Source organism: Pantoea sp. RG18, from assembly GCF_025910075.1.
GTDB classification, from domain to species: domain Bacteria; phylum Pseudomonadota; class Gammaproteobacteria; order Enterobacterales; family Enterobacteriaceae; genus Pantoea; species Pantoea agglomerans.
Genome location: NZ_JAPCIL010000002.1, coordinates 1 through 16,966 on the forward strand (window position 1 = coordinate 1; position 16,966 = coordinate 16,966).

14 protein-coding genes are annotated in these 16,966 nt (G+C 56.9%); 7 read left to right on the top strand and 7 right to left on the bottom strand.

All coding sequences use genetic code 11. The annotated features are described in order from the left end of the window. Nucleotides 1-67: 67 nt before the first annotated feature. Nucleotides 68-1,441: an exodeoxyribonuclease VII large subunit gene (gene xseA / locus OK409_RS00520; protein WP_033758621.1), complete on the bottom strand. Its 1,374-nt coding sequence runs from the start codon at nt 1,439-1,441 to the stop codon at nt 68-70. A gap of 168 nt (nt 1,442-1,609) precedes the next feature. Between xseA and guaB the strand changes: the two genes are divergently transcribed. The 3 genes from guaB (at nt 1,610) to OK409_RS00535 (ending at nt 5,809) form a co-directional block, all read left to right on the top strand. Beyond that, nucleotides 1,610-3,076 carry an IMP dehydrogenase gene (guaB, locus tag OK409_RS00525; RefSeq protein WP_010671324.1) on the top strand — a complete coding sequence of 489 codons (1,467 nt, stop codon included), beginning with the start codon at nt 1,610-1,612 and terminating at the stop codon, nt 3,074-3,076. A 68-nt stretch (nt 3,077-3,144) separates the two neighbouring features. Beyond that, the gene (gene guaA, locus OK409_RS00530; protein WP_010671325.1) at nt 3,145-4,725 is read left to right on the top strand and encodes a glutamine-hydrolyzing GMP synthase; all 1,581 of its coding nucleotides are present in this window, start codon (nt 3,145-3,147) and stop codon (nt 4,723-4,725) included. 310 nt (nt 4,726-5,035) lie between these two features. Next, the gene (locus tag OK409_RS00535) at nt 5,036-5,809 is read left to right on the top strand and encodes a DUF3750 domain-containing protein (protein ID WP_264366641.1); all 774 of its coding nucleotides are present in this window, start codon (nt 5,036-5,038) and stop codon (nt 5,807-5,809) included. A gap of 30 nt (nt 5,810-5,839) precedes the next feature. Here OK409_RS00535 and OK409_RS00540 read toward each other — a convergent pair whose 3' ends face one another. Continuing rightward, nucleotides 5,840-6,019, bottom strand: a complete 180-nt coding sequence (locus tag OK409_RS00540) for a hypothetical protein (RefSeq protein WP_029519437.1) — start codon at nt 6,017-6,019, stop codon at nt 5,840-5,842. Between the two features lie 193 nt (nt 6,020-6,212). Between OK409_RS00540 and OK409_RS00545 the strand changes: the two genes are divergently transcribed. Continuing rightward, nucleotides 6,213-6,458 carry a hypothetical protein gene (locus OK409_RS00545; protein ID WP_010671328.1) on the top strand — a complete coding sequence of 82 codons (246 nt, stop codon included), beginning with the start codon at nt 6,213-6,215 and terminating at the stop codon, nt 6,456-6,458. 20 nt (nt 6,459-6,478) lie between these two features. Next, nucleotides 6,479-6,976, top strand: coding sequence for a helix-turn-helix transcriptional regulator (locus OK409_RS00550; protein WP_033788084.1), 498 nt, complete (start codon nt 6,479-6,481; stop codon nt 6,974-6,976). Nucleotides 6,977-6,979: 3 nt separating this feature from the next. On the opposite strand, the gene mgtE is transcribed toward OK409_RS00550, so the two are convergent. The 5 genes from mgtE to ppk1 all read right to left on the bottom strand — a co-directional run bounded on the left by mgtE (nt 6,980) and on the right by ppk1 (nt 13,089). Beyond that, entirely contained in the window at nt 6,980-8,413 is a 1,434-nt protein-coding gene (gene mgtE / locus OK409_RS00555) for a magnesium transporter (protein WP_031594028.1), read from the bottom strand. A 140-nt stretch (nt 8,414-8,553) separates the two neighbouring features. Then, nucleotides 8,554-8,739, bottom strand: coding sequence for a YfgG family protein (locus OK409_RS00560; protein ID WP_010671331.1), 186 nt, complete (start codon nt 8,737-8,739; stop codon nt 8,554-8,556). Nucleotides 8,740-8,840: 101 nt separating this feature from the next. Continuing rightward, the gene (gene tehB / locus OK409_RS00565) at nt 8,841-9,455 is read right to left on the bottom strand and encodes a tellurite resistance methyltransferase TehB (protein ID WP_010671332.1); all 615 of its coding nucleotides are present in this window, start codon (nt 9,453-9,455) and stop codon (nt 8,841-8,843) included. A gap of 41 nt (nt 9,456-9,496) precedes the next feature. Continuing rightward, nucleotides 9,497-11,023: an exopolyphosphatase gene (ppx, locus tag OK409_RS00570; RefSeq protein ID WP_010260078.1), complete on the bottom strand. Its 1,527-nt coding sequence runs from the start codon at nt 11,021-11,023 to the stop codon at nt 9,497-9,499. A 5-nt stretch (nt 11,024-11,028) separates the two neighbouring features. After that, on the bottom strand, nt 11,029-13,089 hold the full coding sequence (gene ppk1 / locus OK409_RS00575) for a polyphosphate kinase 1 (RefSeq protein WP_010671333.1): 2,061 nt from the start codon (nt 13,087-13,089) through the stop codon (nt 11,029-11,031). Nucleotides 13,090-13,239: 150 nt separating this feature from the next. On the opposite strand from ppk1, the gene OK409_RS00580 reads away from it, so the two are divergent. Beyond that, entirely contained in the window at nt 13,240-15,327 is a 2,088-nt protein-coding gene (locus OK409_RS00580; RefSeq protein WP_264366642.1) for an ABC transporter permease subunit, read from the top strand. Beyond that, complete coding sequence (gene pstA / locus OK409_RS00585; protein ID WP_010260070.1) at nt 15,324-16,958, top strand: phosphate ABC transporter permease PstA; 1,635 nt, start codon at nt 15,324-15,326, stop codon at nt 16,956-16,958. The genes OK409_RS00580 and pstA overlap by 4 nt, the downstream gene beginning before the upstream one ends. Nucleotides 16,959-16,966 lie beyond the last annotated feature (8 nt).

Sequence of the window (16,966 nt, forward strand, 5' to 3'; positions counted from 1 at the left end):
TTCAGGCTGGTTAAACCTCATTAGTCAGGCCAGCGTTAAGTGTAAAAGTGTGAGCTGACGGGCAGAGTCAGGAGGCGGTTTTGCGGCGGCGCTTTTTCTCAGGCAGTAACTGCGTCACCTGGCTTTCAACCCAGCCATCATCAAGACGGGTACGGAGCAGGTCGCCGCTCTGGAGCTGTGCGGTTTTCTTCACCACCTGTCCGGCGGTGTCGGTGGTCACGCTAAAACCGCGCGCCAGCGTCGCCAGCGGGCTGACGCCTTCCAGTTGCGCCACCAACTGACCAAAGTGCTGTTTGCTGGTGCTCAGCTGTTTTGTCATGCTCTGCTGCAGGCGGTAGTGCCAGCTTTGCAGCTGTTTTTGCGCATCGAACAGCCGCTGCTGAGGCTGCTGGGCATTGAGTCGATGCGACAGGCGATCCTGCTGACGCGTGGCCTGACGCAGGCGGGTTTCCATCGCTTCTCCCAGTCGCTGCTGCAGGCGGAACAGGGCGGTCTGCTGACGGGCCAGACGCAGCTGCGGATGCTGCTGTTGCAGACGATGCTCAAGGCGGGAGTAAAGCCGCTGCTGACGTGCCAGGTAGTAATCCATCGCCATCTCCAGCCGCTGTTGCTGTGACTGCAACTGACGCAGCAACTCCAGCTGGTTACGGCTGACAATTTCAGCCGCGGCGGAAGGGGTGGGTGCACGTAAATCGGCAACGAAGTCGGCAATGGTGACATCGGTTTCATGACCCACCGCGCTGACGATGGGAATGCGGCTGGCAAAAATGGCGCGCGCCACGCGTTCATCGTTAAAGCCCCACAAATCTTCCAGCGAACCGCCGCCGCGTCCGACAATTAAGACGTCGCACTCGTTGCGCAGGTTGGCGATTTCAATTGCGCGGACGATAGCCGCTGGCGCATCGACGCCCTGAACTACGGTCGGGTAGATGACCACGGGCAGGGAGGGATCACGGCGATGCAGCACGCGTAACACATCGTGCAGCGCCGCGCCGGTGGAAGAGGTGATTACCCCGACCTGACGCGCCGGTTCCGGCAGCGGTTGCTTATGCTGCGGATCAAACAGTCCTTCGGTGGCCAGTTTTGCTTTCAGCAGTTCAAACTGCTGCTGCAGCAAGCCTTCACCCGCCGGATGCATACTTTCGGCAATCAGCTGATAGTCACCGCGTGGCTCATAGAGAGTGATGTTGGCGCGAACCAGCACCTGCTGACCATGCTGCGGACGAAAGGTAACGCGTCGGTTACTGTTGCGGAACATAGCACAGCGAACCTGAGCGCCATCATCTTTCAGCGTGAAGTACCAGTGACCGGATGCCGGTTGCGTGAAGTTGGAGATCTCGGCGCTGATCCAGACCAGGCCCATCTCTTTCTCCAGCAGCTGACGCACTGTCGTATTGAGACGGCTGACGGTAAAAATATTGGCGATGGGTGGCAGCGACATGTGACGAAGATCAAATTCCAAATCAGCAGGTTAATTCATCGATACTACAGGGCTGTCAGTGCGGATCAAGAGTTTTTCGTAAATAATGCTGGAGGCAATCGATTACGGCCTGTATAATGCCGCGGCAATATTTTATCTATTCTCAATCACCCGAGGTGGAGTATTGCCATGTTAAGAATCGCTAAAGAAGCACTCACTTTTGACGACGTTCTGCTCGTCCCTGCACACTCCACCGTCCTGCCGAATACGGCCGATCTCAGCACTCAGCTGACCAAAAATATCCGTTTAAATATTCCTATGCTCTCCGCTGCCATGGACACCGTGACCGAGTCAGGTCTGGCGATTGCGCTGGCACAGGAAGGCGGCCTTGGCTTCATCCATAAAAATATGTCAATCGAACGCCAGGCGGACGAAGTGCGCAAGGTGAAGAAACATGAAAGCGGCGTGGTGACTGAACCACAGACCGTCCTGCCAACCACCCCACTGGCTGACGTCAAAGCGCTGACCGAGCGCAACGGCTTTGCGGGCTATCCGGTAGTTAACCGCGACAACGAACTGGTGGGTATCATCACCGGTCGTGACGTGCGCTTTGTCACTGACCTTTCTCAGCCTGTCTCTGCAGTCATGACCCCGAAAGATCGTCTGGTGACGGTGAAAGAGGGCGAAGCGCGCGATGTGGTGCTGCACAGGATGCATGAAAAGCGCGTTGAGAAAGCGCTGGTGGTGGATGACAGCTTCCATCTGCTGGGCATGATCACCGTTAAAGATTTCCAGAAAGCCGAACGTAAACCTAACGCCTGTAAAGATGAGCAGGGTCGTCTGCGTGTCGGTGCGGCAGTTGGCGCAGGTGCAGGTAACGAAGAGCGTATCGATGCGCTGGTTGCAGCGGGCGTTGACGTGCTGCTGATTGACTCTTCACACGGCCATTCTGAAGGCGTGCTGTCACGTATCCGTGAAACCCGTGCCAAATACCCGGACCTTGAAATCGTCGGCGGCAACGTAGCCACCGGTGCCGGCGCACTGGCGCTGGTTGCGGCAGGCGTCAGCGCCGTTAAAGTGGGTATCGGCCCGGGCTCTATCTGTACTACCCGTATCGTAACCGGCGTGGGCGTTCCGCAGATCACAGCCGTCTCTGACGCAGTCACCGCGCTGGAAGGCACCGGTATTCCGGTGATTGCCGATGGCGGTATCCGTTTCTCCGGTGACATCGCGAAAGCGATCGCCGCCGGTGCGTCCTGTGTCATGGTCGGTTCGATGCTGGCGGGGACCGAAGAGTCACCGGGCGAGATCGAACTCTATCAGGGCCGTTCGTTCAAATCCTATCGCGGTATGGGTTCACTGGGCGCGATGTCTAAAGGCTCTTCTGACCGCTACTTCCAGACCGATAACGCCGCTGACAAACTGGTGCCGGAAGGTATCGAAGGTCGCGTGGCCTATAAAGGCCGTCTGAAAGAGATCGTGCATCAGCAGATGGGCGGACTGCGCTCGTGCATGGGCCTGACCGGTTGCCCGACCATTGATGACCTGCGCACTAAGGCGGAGTTTGTCCGCATCAGCGGCGCCGGCATCAATGAGAGCCACGTGCATGATGTGACCATCACCAAAGAGTCACCGAACTATCGCATGGGTTCATAATCCCGATTTCCCGCCCGGCTTCAGCCGGGCGCTTTTATTGATCAAGTCACCGTTCTGGAAAACCCTCAATGACGACGGAAAATATCCATAAGCATCGCATTCTGATTCTCGATTTCGGCTCACAATATACTCAGTTGGTTGCACGTCGCGTGCGCGAGCTGGGCGTTTACTGTGAACTCTGGGCATGGGATGTCACCGAAGAGCAGATTCGCCAGTTCAATCCAAGCGGCATCATTCTTTCCGGTGGCCCGGAGAGCACCACCGAACTGAACAGCCCGCGTGCGCCTGAATATGTCTTCAGCGCTGGCGTGCCGGTGCTGGGTGTCTGCTACGGTATGCAGACGATGGCGATGCAGTTGGGCGGCACCGTTGCTGGCTCAACCGAGCGCGAGTTTGGTTATGCGCAGGTTGAAGTGACGACGCCAAGCGCCCTGGTTCGCGATATTGAAGATGCGATCAGCGCCGCTGGCAAACCGCTGCTGGATGTCTGGATGAGCCACGGCGACAAAGTCACGGCGATCCCGGCTGACTTCGTTACCGTTGCCAGCACAGAAACCTGTCCGTTCGCCATCATGGCTAACGAAGAGAAGCGTTTCTACGGCGTGCAGTTCCACCCGGAAGTGACCCATACCCGCCAGGGCCTGCGGATGCTTGAGCGCTTCGTTATCGACATCTGTGAATGTGAAGCCCTGTGGACGCCAGCCAAAATCATTGAAGATGCGGTTGAACGCCTGCGTGTGCAGGTCGGCAACGACAAAGTGATCCTTGGCCTGTCAGGTGGTGTTGACTCCTCCGTGACGGCAATGCTGCTGCATCGCGCCATTGGCGACCGTCTGACCTGTGTGTTCGTAGATAACGGCCTGCTGCGCCTGAACGAAGCACAACAGGTTATGGATATGTTTGGCGACCACTTCGGCCTCAACATTATTCACGTTGAAGGCGAAGCGCGCTTCCTCGACGCGCTGGCAGGTGAGAATGAGCCGGAAGCGAAACGTAAAATTATCGGTCGCGTCTTTGTGGAAGTCTTCGACGAAGAAGCGCTGAAGCTGCAGGACGTTAAGTGGCTGGCACAGGGCACCATCTATCCGGATGTTATTGAGTCTGCGGCCTCTGCAACCGGTAAGGCGCACGTCATCAAATCGCATCACAACGTCGGCGGCCTGCCGAAAGAGATGAAGATGGGCCTGGTTGAGCCGCTGCGTGAGCTGTTCAAAGATGAAGTGCGTAAGATTGGTCTGGAGCTGGGCCTGCCTTACGACATGCTCTATCGCCATCCGTTCCCGGGCCCAGGTCTGGGCGTGCGCGTGCTGGGCGAAGTGAAGAAAGAGTATTGCGACCTGCTGCGCCGTGCCGATGCCATCTTCATTGAAGAGCTGCATAAAGCGGATCTCTATAACAAAGTCAGCCAGGCCTTCACCGTCTTCCTGCCGGTACGTTCAGTCGGCGTGATGGGTGATGGCCGTAAATATGACTGGGTTGTCTCGCTGCGTGCGGTGGAAACCATCGACTTTATGACCGCACACTGGGCGCACCTGCCATATGATTTCCTGGGTCGTGTCTCTAACCGCATCATCAATGAAGTCGACGGCATCTCCCGCGTGGTGTATGACATCAGCGGTAAGCCACCAGCGACGATTGAGTGGGAATAACCTGGCCTCAGCCAGTTAATCCCTGATAAGTCTGCAGCCCGCTCCTCAGCGGGCTTTTTTTATTGCTCTGACCTTGCGCAGACTCGCTGTTTTAACCTTTCAGCACATCAAGGTCCGTCGCTGGTGTTTTCCTGTTCACTTTGCCGGGAATTACGCTATCCTCCATGCAGTAAAAGCCCGCAACTGACGTCAGTTGTGTCCCGCTTTTACCCGCCGCTTTCATCGATCGTCCGTATCCCAAAGCCGCCGCTTACTGAAACCGTCTGCTGAACAGGCGTTTCGCGATTCTTACGTCACCAGGAATGTTGTCATGCTCTCACTTAAAGTGTTCAGCCTGTTTTTTGTTGCCGTACTGCTGCTATCGCTGGGAGCCAGCATCGCGCAGGCGACGCGTCACAGCGATAACACAGAGCAGGGCGGCTGGTGGTCGGCCCGCCGCGATTCGGCCGGGATAGCGCCCGACCCGCGCGCTTTATATAGCCTGGCTATCGTACAGGTCTATGCTGCGCCGACTTACGGCTGGAAAGGGGCGGTGGCGGTGCATCCGTGGATCATCTTCAAGCGCGCAGGTGAAACGCGTTTCACTCGCTACGAAGTGATTAGCTGGGGCAGCGGCGATAAAGTCCGGCGCAACACCAACCTGCCTGATGGCTACTGGTATGGCGCAAAACCGCGGCTGCTGGTGGAACATCGCGGACCGGAAGCAGAAGCGATGATCCCGCAGATTGAAGCCGCCATTAAATCCTATCCGTGGCCGACAACCTATCGCGCCTGGCCTGGACCAAACAGCAACACCTTCCTGGCGCATATTGGCCGCGAAGTACCCGCTTTAAGGCTTGATCTACCCGCTAACGCGCTGGGAAAAGATTACCGGCCACTGTGGCGTCCGGTCGGGCTGCCGCCATCCGGGCGCGGCCTGCAGGTGTCGATTCTGGGCGTGGCGGGAGTGACGCTGGGTGCAGAAGAGGGATTTGAAGTCAATCTGCTGGGTCTGAACATGGGAGTCGATTTCACACCGTTCCGGCTGCGTCTGCCGTTTATTGGCGGCCTGGGAAATGACAACCTTCAGCAGGATAAGCCCTGACAGTCTGGCCCCGTCAGGGGCCGTTTCACCTCAGCACACGCCAAAGTCACCCTCTTCGTGATAGAGATTGACGCTCTCTGCTTTCACTTCGATCTCTTTTCTCGCCGCATCATCAACGCGTGCACACCATAAGGTATCGCCTTCTACGCGCAGCACCTGCATTTTCGGGCCGCCGGTTTTCGACTGAACAAAATCCTCTGCTTTAAACATATTGCCTCCGTTGATTATCGTTTCTGCTGCCAGATGACTTCTGGCGCTGATCGTTTTTTGTGTGACGTTTTCCAGTTTATACCCTGACTGTTTTACTGCGAGAAAAAGTCTGAGCATGCTGAGCCGCACTAAGATAATTTCATCAGGTTGTCAGTTGACAACTTATCAATTCGGCGTCAGGATAGGGAAAAACATGGCAAGGAAGCGGCATCCCAACAAAGAGATCGAAACGGCGTTACGTTACGCCGAATCCCATGGCTGGCTGGTCGTCACGGGAGGCCATCACGCCTGGGGCAAAATGTACTGTCCGAAAAATCTGTTGATGTGCCGATGTGGGGAGTTTTGTCTGACCTGTATCTGGAGCACACCAAAAAACGCACATCAGCATGCCCGCGCGCTGCGACGCGTGGTCGACAACTGTCACTATCTGAAGTCCTGATGCAGCACAAGGAGAAGCATATGGAATATTGTTTCACATTACGGTTCAGCCTGCCGGAAGGGCATGCGCCGGTGGATGAACTGCTGGAAACGCTGGCAGCGGCAGGCTGTGATGATGCGCTAATCGGCCTGGGCATGCCGGGCAGAATTGCACTGGAGTTCACCCGGGAATCTGACTCTGCAACGGATGTATTGATGCAGGCAGAAGAGGATGTGTTGCGTGCGATACCGGGTGCCACGCTGGTGGAAGCCGCACCCGATTTTGTGGGATTGACGGATGTTGCGGAGATCATCGGCATGACGCGTCAGAATATGCGTAAGCTGATGCTCAGCCACCGCCCGCCGTTTCCGCTGCCGGTGCATGACGGTAAAACCGCCATCTGGCACTTAGCGGATGTGCTGGAGTGGCTGAGTCAGCGTGGTAACTATACGCTGCCTGCGGCGACCCGAGAGCTGGCACAGGTAACGCGGCAGCGCAATCTTAACGGGTCGCTGCAACGTTACGGTCTGCAAGCCTGACGATTAGTGCGGCAGCAGGAAGATCGTCGCCAGCCCCAGGAAAATAAAGAAGCCGCCGGTGTCGGTAAGGGCGGTGATCAATACGCTGGAGCCGACGGCGGGATCGCGATTCATTTTAGTCATGACCAGCGGCACCAGCACGCCCATCAGCGCGGCCAGCAGCAGATTAAGCGCCATGGCCAGCATCATAACGCCGCCCAGCGCCATATTGTCATACATCATCCAGGTGATGCCGCCCATGATGCCGCCCCAGAACAGGCCGTTGATTAGCGCCACGCCAAGTTCGCGGACGATCAAAAACGAAAAGTTGCCCGGTTCAACCTGATGTAAGGCCAGCGCCCGCACAATCATGGTGATGGTCTGATTACCGGTATTGCCGCCGATACCCGCGACGATCGGCATCAGCGTGGCCAGCGCCACGATTTGCGAAATCGTCCCTTCAAACAGCCCGATAACCCGGGAGGCGACAAAGGCAGTGCAGAGATTAATCGCCAGCCAGGCCCAGCGTTTACGTACCGATTTACGCACCGGCGCAAACACATCCTCTTCCTGACTGATACCCCCCATTTTACGAATGTTGCTTTCGTTTTCGGCATTCACCAGGTCGATGATGTCTTCAATGGTCACGCGGCCAATCAGCTTGCCCTTGGCGTCGGTGACGGCGGCTGAAATGAGGTTATAACGTTCAAAGGCACTGGCAGCGTCTTCGGCCTTATCATTGAGCTGGAAGGTGGTAGGGCGGGCGTTCATCACGTCGCTCACCAGGGTTTTGGGTTTGTTAAGCAGGATGTCCGTCAGCAGCAGCTCGCCCAGCAGCTGATTATCTTTATTGGTGATGAAGAGTTTATCGGTACCGCCCGGCATGCTTTTGCGCTTGCGCAGAAAGCGTTGCACCGTTGCAAGCGTGACATCTTCACGCACCGTCAGGATATTGAAATCCATCACCCGGCCTACGCGGTCACGGTCAAGCTGCACCATATCGAGCATGCGGGCGCGCAGGGCGGGCTCCACCGTTGCCAGCAGGCGTCCGGTCAGGTCACGTGGCAGATAACGCGCCAGCCAGACCTGATCGTCGATATCCAGCGGCTGGATAGCGCGCAGGATATCGCGGTCGCTCATCTCTTCGGTGAGGCTGGCCCAGACCGTTTCAGACGCTTCAACCAGCACATGGCCGCGCCGCTCGTTCGGCACCAGCCGCCACAGCGCCTGACGTTCTTCTTCGGGCAGGGCTTCGAGAATATCCGCGAGGTCAGCGGCATGCAGTTGCAGAATGTCCTGCTCCAGCGCGTCACGCTGGGCCGCATTTTCACGTTGCTGTTCAGGATTGAGATCGCCCGATTTCTCCAGCAGGGCATCAACCAGATCGTGCTCGCTGAGCAGCAGCGTCAGAATGCGATGACGTATTTCACTTAAACGTTGAGAGTGAGAGGCAGACACATTGGATCCCTTAAGTCTGAAAGCACCAGCACGAAGTGTAGCGTTTCGCCTGAAAAAGGGATGCAAAAAAGAGTCCAGTTATCTGGATAACGTTTAAGTTTCAGGTGCGTTTCAGGCGAAATGTCGTTATTGGTTATTCGCTATCGCGTATCGCCTGATGTTATGGCAACCGGTTCAGGAATAGCTTTCTGTTGCTGATGATGCTCGAAGGCAGCAGGCAGGATAAAAATCAGGCGACTAAAAAGAATGATAAAACTAATCAGCAGCACAATGCGGGTCATGGTGCCGGTTTTTTGACGTCTTCGGGGAGAAATAGCGCTGTTCACGCGGGGTGGTTCCTGTAATGACCCCATCTGGGGCGACTGCAATATTTAGTCACAGTCGCCTGATGAAATCAATCGCTGTTGAAAAAAACAGCAGATAAAGATCAGTAACTCGCTTTTTGCGCCAGCAGCGTCGCAAACCGACAGGTGATGCGGTTGCCATTTTCATCTGTGCGATGCAGCTGACCGGGGTGCTCGTTGTACTTCACGATGTGCCAGTTGCGGTAGTAGTGGCTGAGCTCACCTGATTTAAACGCAAAGGAGAAATCAGCCGGGCAGGGCATATCGTCCGTGTTCATCGCCGCCACGATCAGGTTAAAACCGTCTCTGACCGTACAGGCCTGCATGTCGGCAATCAGCTGCGGAATAGTCTGCGGCTGCAGGAACATCATCACCACAGTCGACAGCACAAAGTTGAAGCCGCCATTAAAGCGCGTGTTGTTCAGGTCGCGCTGCTCGGTATGAATGCCGCTGAGATTTTCCTGCGCAATAATCTCCTGCAGGCGCGCCAGGCTTTGCGGATTATGATCCCACGCCGTGACGTCAAAACCGTGCTGATTCAGAAACAGCGTATTGCGTCCCACGCCACAGCCAAGGTCAAGCGCCTTGCCGACGTTGAGCTGGGGCAGCGCCGCAACCACTTCGGAGTGGGGCGGCGTTAAACCATAGGTTTCGGCAAAATAGTTTTCGCCTGAAAGGGGTGCGGTTGGTTGTGTCATATTCATCATTTCAGTTAAACGGGCGCCAGGCGCCCGTGTTGTCAGACTTCTTCTTCGAGGATCAGTTTCCATCCCGTGACGTCATTCCAGTAAACCTGCTCCCGTTCAAGATCGAGCTGAACCAGGTTGTTCTGCGTGAAGTAGCCCGCCGGGAAGGTCAGCGTCCAGTGGCCATCATCGCATTTCAGGGTTAACGCCTCCGGACGCGTGGTGGCCTGTCGCTGATTATTCAACAGGGTACCCAGGCGAAGCAGGAAGATCAGCGGTACAAACTGCTTTTTCTTGAACAGCGTCACGCGCGGCAGCTCATCAAGCTTTATCGCTTTACGATGGAATCTGACCAGCGCCGCCAGCAGCATCTGCTGATCCTGATTGAAGCCCGGCAGGTTGGTGTTTTGAAGAATATAGGCTGAATGGCGTTGCAGGCCGCTGTGATTGATGGTCAGGCCCACTTCGTGCAGCATCGCCGCCCATTTCAGCAGTGCGGCCAGTTGTGGATTCGCCAGTTTCTGATTCTGCTCGCGCCACTGCAGATAAAGCTGCTCGGTGGTGTCGAGCACGCGTCGTGCCTGATCGCTGTCGATAGCGTAATGGTTCGCCAGACTCTGTGCAGTACGGCTACGAATATCCTGATGGCGGAAACGGCCCTCCATCTCATAGAGCACACCTTCACGCAGCGCACCGTCGGAGAGGCGCAATTCGCGAATGGCCAGCGCATCAAATACGCCGCACAGAATCGCCAGCCCGGGTACAAACACGCCTTTACGCTCTTCCGACAGACCCGGCAGGCTGAGTGCAGCAAAGGATTTGTGTTTCATCACCTCGTCATAAAGCTTTTCGAGGCGCTCAGGCGTAATCAGCTTCTCTTTTTCATCCATCGCCAGCAGCACTTCGCAGGCGGCTTTGATGGTGCCGGACGCGCCCAGCGCATATTGCCAGCCATGCAGACGATATTGCCACGCCAGCGTTTCCAGCTTCTGCGCGGCCGCTAAACGGGCGCGACGGAAGTTTTCACGGCTGATTTCACCTTTCGGGAAATAGAGCTGGGCGAAACTGACGCAACCCATGCGTCGGCTCTCAACCAGTTGCGGTTCAAAATCCTCGCCAATGACCAGCTCGGTTGATCCGCCGCCGATATCGATCACCAGCTTGCGGCCTTTCTCCGGCTGGGTATGTTCAACGCCCATAAAGATCAGGCGAGCCTCTTCATGGCCCGAAATCACCTCGATCGGATAGGGGATCACCTCGGCCGCACGTTGCAGGAAGGTTTCGGCGTTGACCGCCTCGCGCAGCGTATGGGTACCGACAATCGTCACGTTGCTCGGACTGAACCCCTGCAGGCGCTCGGCGAACAGGGCCAGGCAGGCTAACCCCCGCTCCATCGCTTCCTCGCTGAGGTTGTGCCGGGCATCCAGTCCGTCAGCCAGATGGACGCGCTGTTTAAGGCGGCCCAGTACCTGCATCGCACCATCGACAACCCGCGCAATCACCATATGGAAACTGTTCGAGCCCAGGTCAATCGCCGCAAACTCCTGGGGTTTTGGCGTACTTTTATGAGAAATTGGCATAGGATTTATTCAGGTTGTTCCAGTTTCTTGATGTAATCATAAATGGCCAGCTGCGATCGCACTTTACGACGATTGCCGCGCTGGACGTAATGGTTACTCAACTCTTTATCGACGATGCGGGCTTTCACCGTATCACTCAACTGAATAGCAATAATGTCGAGTATGCGCTGCCGGATGTGGGGATCGAGTATCGCCACTGCCACTTCGATACGGTAATCAATGTTACGTGTCATCCAGTCAGCGGAGGAGAGGAACACCTTCTTTTCGCCGCCATTCTCAAAAATATAGACGCGATCGTGTTCCAGATAACGGTCAACAATACTGATGACACGAATATTTTCACTGATCCCGGGCAAGTCAGGGATTAATGAGCACATTCCGCGCACCAGAAGATTGACCTTCACCCCTACGCTGGAGGCTGTATAAAGCCGATCAACCAAGCCTTTGTCCACCAGATTGTTGATTTTCAGAGTAATGCCGCAGGGCTTATTCTGCTGCGCATTAGCAATTTCGGTGTCGATTAGCTCATACAGCATCCGGCGCGAGTTCTGCGGCGAGACCATCAGATGATCGAACGTCACGGGCCGGTAGGGATTCTCAATAAAGTTGAACACCCGACGCACTTCATTGGTGATGCGCGCATCCGCGGTCAGCAACGAGTAATCCGTATAGAGACGCGCGGTTTTCTCGTTAAAGTTGCCGGTACCGATATGCGCGTAGCGCACAATCTCTTCGCCTTCGCGGCGTGAAATCAGGAACAGCTTGGCGTGGATCTTCAGGCCTGGTGCGGAGAAAATGACATGCACGCCCGCTTCAGTCAGGCGTTTCGCCCAGTAAATATTGGCTTCTTCATCAAAGCGCGCCTGCAGCTCCACCACCACCGTGACTTTTTTACCGTTGTAGGCGGCATGGATCATCGCATCCATGATGCGGGAGTGTTTAGCAACGCGGTAGATGTTGATTTTTATCGCCAGCACGCTGGGGTCGAACGACGCCTGACGCAGCAGCTCCAGCACATGCTCAAAGGTGTGGTACGGGTAGTAGAGCAGCACGTCGCGATTGCGAATCGCATCAAAGCCGTTGCGGAAGCCATCAAAGCCGATGTGGCGAATCTGCGGCAGCGGGCGGTTCACCAGGTTATTTTTGCCGACGTTAGGGAAGCCGATAAAGTCTTTGAAGTTGTGGTAGCGGCCGCCTGGCAGGATGGAGTCCAGGTTTGAGATGGAAAGCTTGTGGCACAGCAGCGACACCATCGTGTCTGGCATATCGCGCTGGTAGACGAAACGCACCGGTTCCGCCGTCAGTCGCTGCTTCAGGCTGGAGGACATCAGCTCCAGCAGGCTCGACTCCATCTCCGTGACCAGGTCGTACTCGGCGTCACGCGTCATTTTCATTGAATAGGCGTTGAGCGCGTCGTAGTCGTAGAAACCTTTAAAAATGTCATCCAGGCAGTAGCGCAAGATGTTATCCAGCAGGATCATTGGCTTACGGCGGCGCGGTGGCTCTGCCGGTAAATTGATGAAACGCGGGACTTTGTCGGACGGAATTTCCAGCAGCGCATACTGAATATTGTCACCGCGAATGATCTCTACCGCCAGGTAGGTGTAGTCATCTTTAAGGAATTCGGTCAGATCCGTTTCATGGGTGATCAGAATCGGCGAGATATGCTGACGCAGCTCGTGCTTGAAGTAGTGGCGCAGCCACGCCTGCTGATTGGATGAGAGCTGACGTTCGTTGATCAGGAAGATCTGGTTACGTGCCATCTCCAGCAGCAGATCGTTATATAACGCATCAAACTCCTGATCGGACTTCATTACCCGCTGCTGAATTTTCTTAAACAGATGGCGTGGCGTACTGGCGGAACCCTGCTCTTCACCAATCAGAATGCGGCGTTTGAGGTCGGCGAAACGCACTTTATAGAATTCGTCGAGATTATTGGAGTAGATACCCAGAAAGCGCATCCGCTCAATCAGTGGATTGCTTTTGTCTGCTGCTTCCTGCAAAACCCGTTCATTAAAGGATAACCAGCTTAATTCTTTTTCAATATAAAGCTTTACCTGACCCATTCTCACTCCATTTAGCGGTTGCAGGACTGAAGATCCAGTATCCACCAACATTATGGCGAGAGTATGGCAGCGTTGTCCAACGCCAGGAGTTGTCTTATCAATCGGCTACGGGCAACATAGCGGCTTATTTTGGCCTGCTAGCGGAACCGCATGAGCGCAAACCACATTCCTGTCCAATTCAGCGATCGTAAGCGTCGTGCCGTTGACCGTCTGACGCGGCGGCTGGTCACCTGCTGTGGCGTGGCGATCCTGCTATTGATGCTGCTGCTCTTCTGCTGGCTGATTGGCGTGGTATTACCGCTGTTTAATGCGCCGGGCCTGCAGATTGCGGCCAGCCAGCAACTCTGGGATCGTGCGCCAGCCTTAGCGATTGGCAATCAGGGGAAGGTCGGCTGGCGCATCAGCGAGCGCGGTGCGGCGCGTTTTATTCCGCTGGATGGTCAGCCTGCGGAACCGGCACTGGCGCTGACCCCGCCGCCCGGGGAGATAGTGCGGAGTGCCGATGAGCAGACGCTACTGCTGAATATGCAGGGTGCGCTGACACTGATGCAGCCAACCGCCGACCAGCAGTGGCGTTTTCCGCTGGGCGATAAACCTTTTCATCTGCCTGATGGCGCAGTGACGAAGATGGCGCTGGCGACACGCCATGCGGGTCAGTGGCGTATAGCCGCACTTACTAAGGCCGGACTCCGGGTGCTGACGCTTGGCACCGATCGCCAGGCCTCGGTTATCCCACTGCCGCAACGCCAGCTGGATCTGCTGGCGCTCTCTCCGTCCGGCGATCTGCTCTACACCACCGAAGGCAATCTGCTACGAGTCTGGCAACTTGACGATGACCGTGCACTATTGCGCGAAACGCACACCCTGCCGCAGCGGCCAAAAAGTCTGCATCTGCTGGTGGGCGGCACAAGCCTGCTGATCCAGGATGGCAGCGGCGTCACACAGTGGTTTGCTATCGCCAGCGAACAGGGGCCGCGCCTGCAGCGCATTCGTACCTTTGCCAACAGCGACGGCGAGACCATTCTGGTGACGGAATCACAACGCCGCGTGTTTGCGACGCTCAGCAAACAGGGGCTGTTACGGCTGTTTGCCAGCAAGCAGAATGGCCCGATACTGCAGCGTCAGCTGGAACCTGGCATTGTGCAGGCGCAGTTTTCGCCACGTGGCGACAGCCTGCTGATTGAACGGGCGGGAAGCTGGCAGACTCTGCGGCTTGATAATCCGTGGCCGGACGTCACCTGGCGCAATTTCTGGCAAAAAATCTGGTATGAAAATTATCCCGGACCGGACTGGATCTGGCAATCGACCGCGGCGGGTGACAGTTATCAGGCCAAGTTCAGCCTGATGCCGATGGTGATGGGTACGCTGAAAGCGGCGAGTTTAGCGCTGCTGTTTGCCACACCGCTGGCGCTGGCGGCGGCGATGTACACCGCCTGGTTTATGGCGCCAGGCCTGCGACGCTGGGTCAAACCGGCCATTGAGATGATGGGTGCGCTGCCAAGCGTGGTCGTGGGGCTGATTGCCGGGATCTGGCTCGCGCCGCATATTGGTCAGGCGCTGGTGGGTGTGCTGCTGCTGCCGCTGACGCTGGCGGGCACGCTGCTGCTGTGCGGCGTATTCAGCGCGCGTTTACCGCCGCGCTGGCGTCAGCCGGGTCGTGAAGTGCTGATTCTGCTGCCGCTGTTGCTGCTGGTCACGCTGCTGACGCTGTGGCTGCCCACGCTGTTGATACCGGATGCGGGCGACTGGCTGCCGCATTACGAACAGCGCAATCTGCTGGTGGCCGCGCTGGCGATGGGCTTTGCGCTGGTACCGCTGATCTTTACCCTCTCTGAGGATGCGCTGTTCAGCGTGCCCGCAGCGTTAGGGCAGGGCTCGCTGGCACTGGGCGCGACGCCGTGGCAAACCCTGACCCGCGTCGTGCTGCCGGGTGCTTCCGCCGGTATTTTTGCCGCCCTGATGATTGGTCTGGGGCGTGCCGTAGGAGAAACCATGATTTTGCTGATGGCGACCGGCAACACGCCGCAAAGTGAAGGTGGCCTGTTCAGCGGCCTGCGCGCGCTGTCCGCCAATATCGCCATTGAGATGCCGGAAGCGGCGGCGGGGAGTGCTCATTATCGCGTGCTGTTTCTTAGCGCCCTGATGCTGCTGCTGTTTACGCTGGTGATCAACACGGTTGCCGAGCTGATCCGTCAGCGGCTGCGCCAGCGCTACAGCCAGCACGAGGAGCAGGCATGAAAGCGATGCAACAGAACGATCGCTGGCGCTGGCTAACCGCCGGTGCCGTAGCCGTCTGCCTGCTGGCCTTTACGCTGCTGATTGGGTTACTGGCCTGGCAGGGCGTGCGCGCTTTCTGGCCGCAGCGCGTCGATCTCTACACGTTTAGCCAGCCTGAAGGGGCCGAGACGCGCCTGCTGGGTGAAACCCTGGAACATCAGCGGCGCTTTCCGGCCCCGGCAGATGAGCAGGGCAACAGCGGCGGACAGGTTAATCGTTATCTGATTAAAACCGGTAACCGTGACTGGGACGCACCCGATTTCCGGGTGGTTTACAGTCGCACGGCGGCGCAGGTCAGCCAGCCCGCGGACATCATGGTGCTGCAGCGCCGCAGCCACGGTCAGGCATACGGCTGGTTTGTCGGCCTGCGTGAGGATAATGAAGAGCTGACTGCGCAGGATCCTGATGCACTGCTACATCAGCGGCTCGGACAGGTGCAGATGCTGGTGCGGCAGGCTAATCAGATTCGCCGGGTCGATATGGCGCGCCTCAACAGCCAGCGTGAGCAGCTTGATGAGCAGGCGGCCACAAACCGTGCTGCCGGGCGCTTTGATCTGCAGGCCGAGTCAGAATATCAGGCCAATCAGGCCGCTTTGCAGCGCCGTTTTAATCAGCTGAGCGAGACACTGGCTTCGCTGCAACAGCAGAGTCAGCGCGATCTGTTAATCCTGCGGGATGTGCATGGCACCGAACATGCGATCCCGCTGACCGAAATCGTTGACAGCTGGAAGCCGAACGCGATGACGCTGACCGGCAAAACGCTGCATTTTCTGCATCAGCTGTGGCGTTTCGTCAGTGATTCACCCGCTGAAGGCGAGAGTGAATCCGGGGCGTTCCCGGCGATCTTTGGCACCGTGCTGATGGTGCTGCTGATGTCGGTGGTCGTGATGCCGCTGGGTGTCATCGCCGCCATCTGGCTGCATGAATATGCCGGACGCAATGCGCTGACCAGACTGGTGCGCATCGCGGTGGTCAATCTGGCAGGCGTTCCTTCAATCGTCTATGGCGTATTTGGTCTGGGCTTCTTTGTCTGGCTGGTGGGCGGCACGATAGACCAGCTCTTCTTCGCCAGCGCGCTGCCCAATCCCACCTTCGGGACACCTGGTTTGCTGTGGGCGTCGCTGACTCTGGCGTTACTAACGCTGCCGGTGGTGATTGTGGCGACCGAAGAGGGACTATCCCGCATTCCCAACAGCCTGCGGCAGGGTTCGCTGGCGCTGGGCGCGACTCAGGCGGAAACCCTGTGGAACGTGGTGCTGCCGATGGCGGTGCCTGCCATGCTGACCGGCCTGATTCTGGCGGTGGCGCGTGCCGCTGGTGAAACCGCGCCGCTGATGCTGGTTGGCGTGGTAAAAATGGTGCCGGAACTGCCCGTCGACGCGGTGTTTCCTTATCTGCATCTGGATCGCAAATTTATGCATCTGGGCTTCCAGATTTACGATCTGGCGTTTCAGAGTCCGAATATTGAAGCTGACCGGCCGCTGGTGTTCGCCACCGCGCTGCTGCTGGTGCTGATTATTCTGTCGCTTAATCTGCTGGCGATGGGTCTGCGTCACCGTCTGCGTGAACGCTATCGCCTTATGACTCAATAACAGGCTAT

Coding starts and splice junctions, on each gene's coding strand:
- xseA (WP_033758621.1), bottom strand. CDS start 1,441: ATGTCGCTGCCACCCATCGCCAATATTTTTACCGTCAGCCGTCTCAAT.
- guaB (WP_010671324.1), top strand. CDS start 1,610: ATGTTAAGAATCGCTAAAGAAGCACTCACTTTTGACGACGTTCTGCTC.
- guaA (WP_010671325.1), top strand. CDS start 3,145: ATGACGACGGAAAATATCCATAAGCATCGCATTCTGATTCTCGATTTC.
- OK409_RS00535 (WP_264366641.1), top strand. CDS start 5,036: ATGCTCTCACTTAAAGTGTTCAGCCTGTTTTTTGTTGCCGTACTGCTG.
- OK409_RS00540 (WP_029519437.1), bottom strand. CDS start 6,019: ATGTTTAAAGCAGAGGATTTTGTTCAGTCGAAAACCGGCGGCCCGAAA.
- OK409_RS00545 (WP_010671328.1), top strand. CDS start 6,213: ATGGCAAGGAAGCGGCATCCCAACAAAGAGATCGAAACGGCGTTACGT.
- OK409_RS00550 (WP_033788084.1), top strand. CDS start 6,479: ATGGAATATTGTTTCACATTACGGTTCAGCCTGCCGGAAGGGCATGCG.
- tehB (WP_010671332.1), bottom strand. CDS start 9,455: ATGACACAACCAACCGCACCCCTTTCAGGCGAAAACTATTTTGCCGAA.
- ppx (WP_010260078.1), bottom strand. CDS start 11,023: ATGCCAATTTCTCATAAAAGTACGCCAAAACCCCAGGAGTTTGCGGCG.
- ppk1 (WP_010671333.1), bottom strand. CDS start 13,089: ATGGGTCAGGTAAAGCTTTATATTGAAAAAGAATTAAGCTGGTTATCC.
- OK409_RS00580 (WP_264366642.1), top strand. CDS start 13,240: ATGAGCGCAAACCACATTCCTGTCCAATTCAGCGATCGTAAGCGTCGT.
- pstA (WP_010260070.1), top strand. CDS start 15,324: ATGAAAGCGATGCAACAGAACGATCGCTGGCGCTGGCTAACCGCCGGT.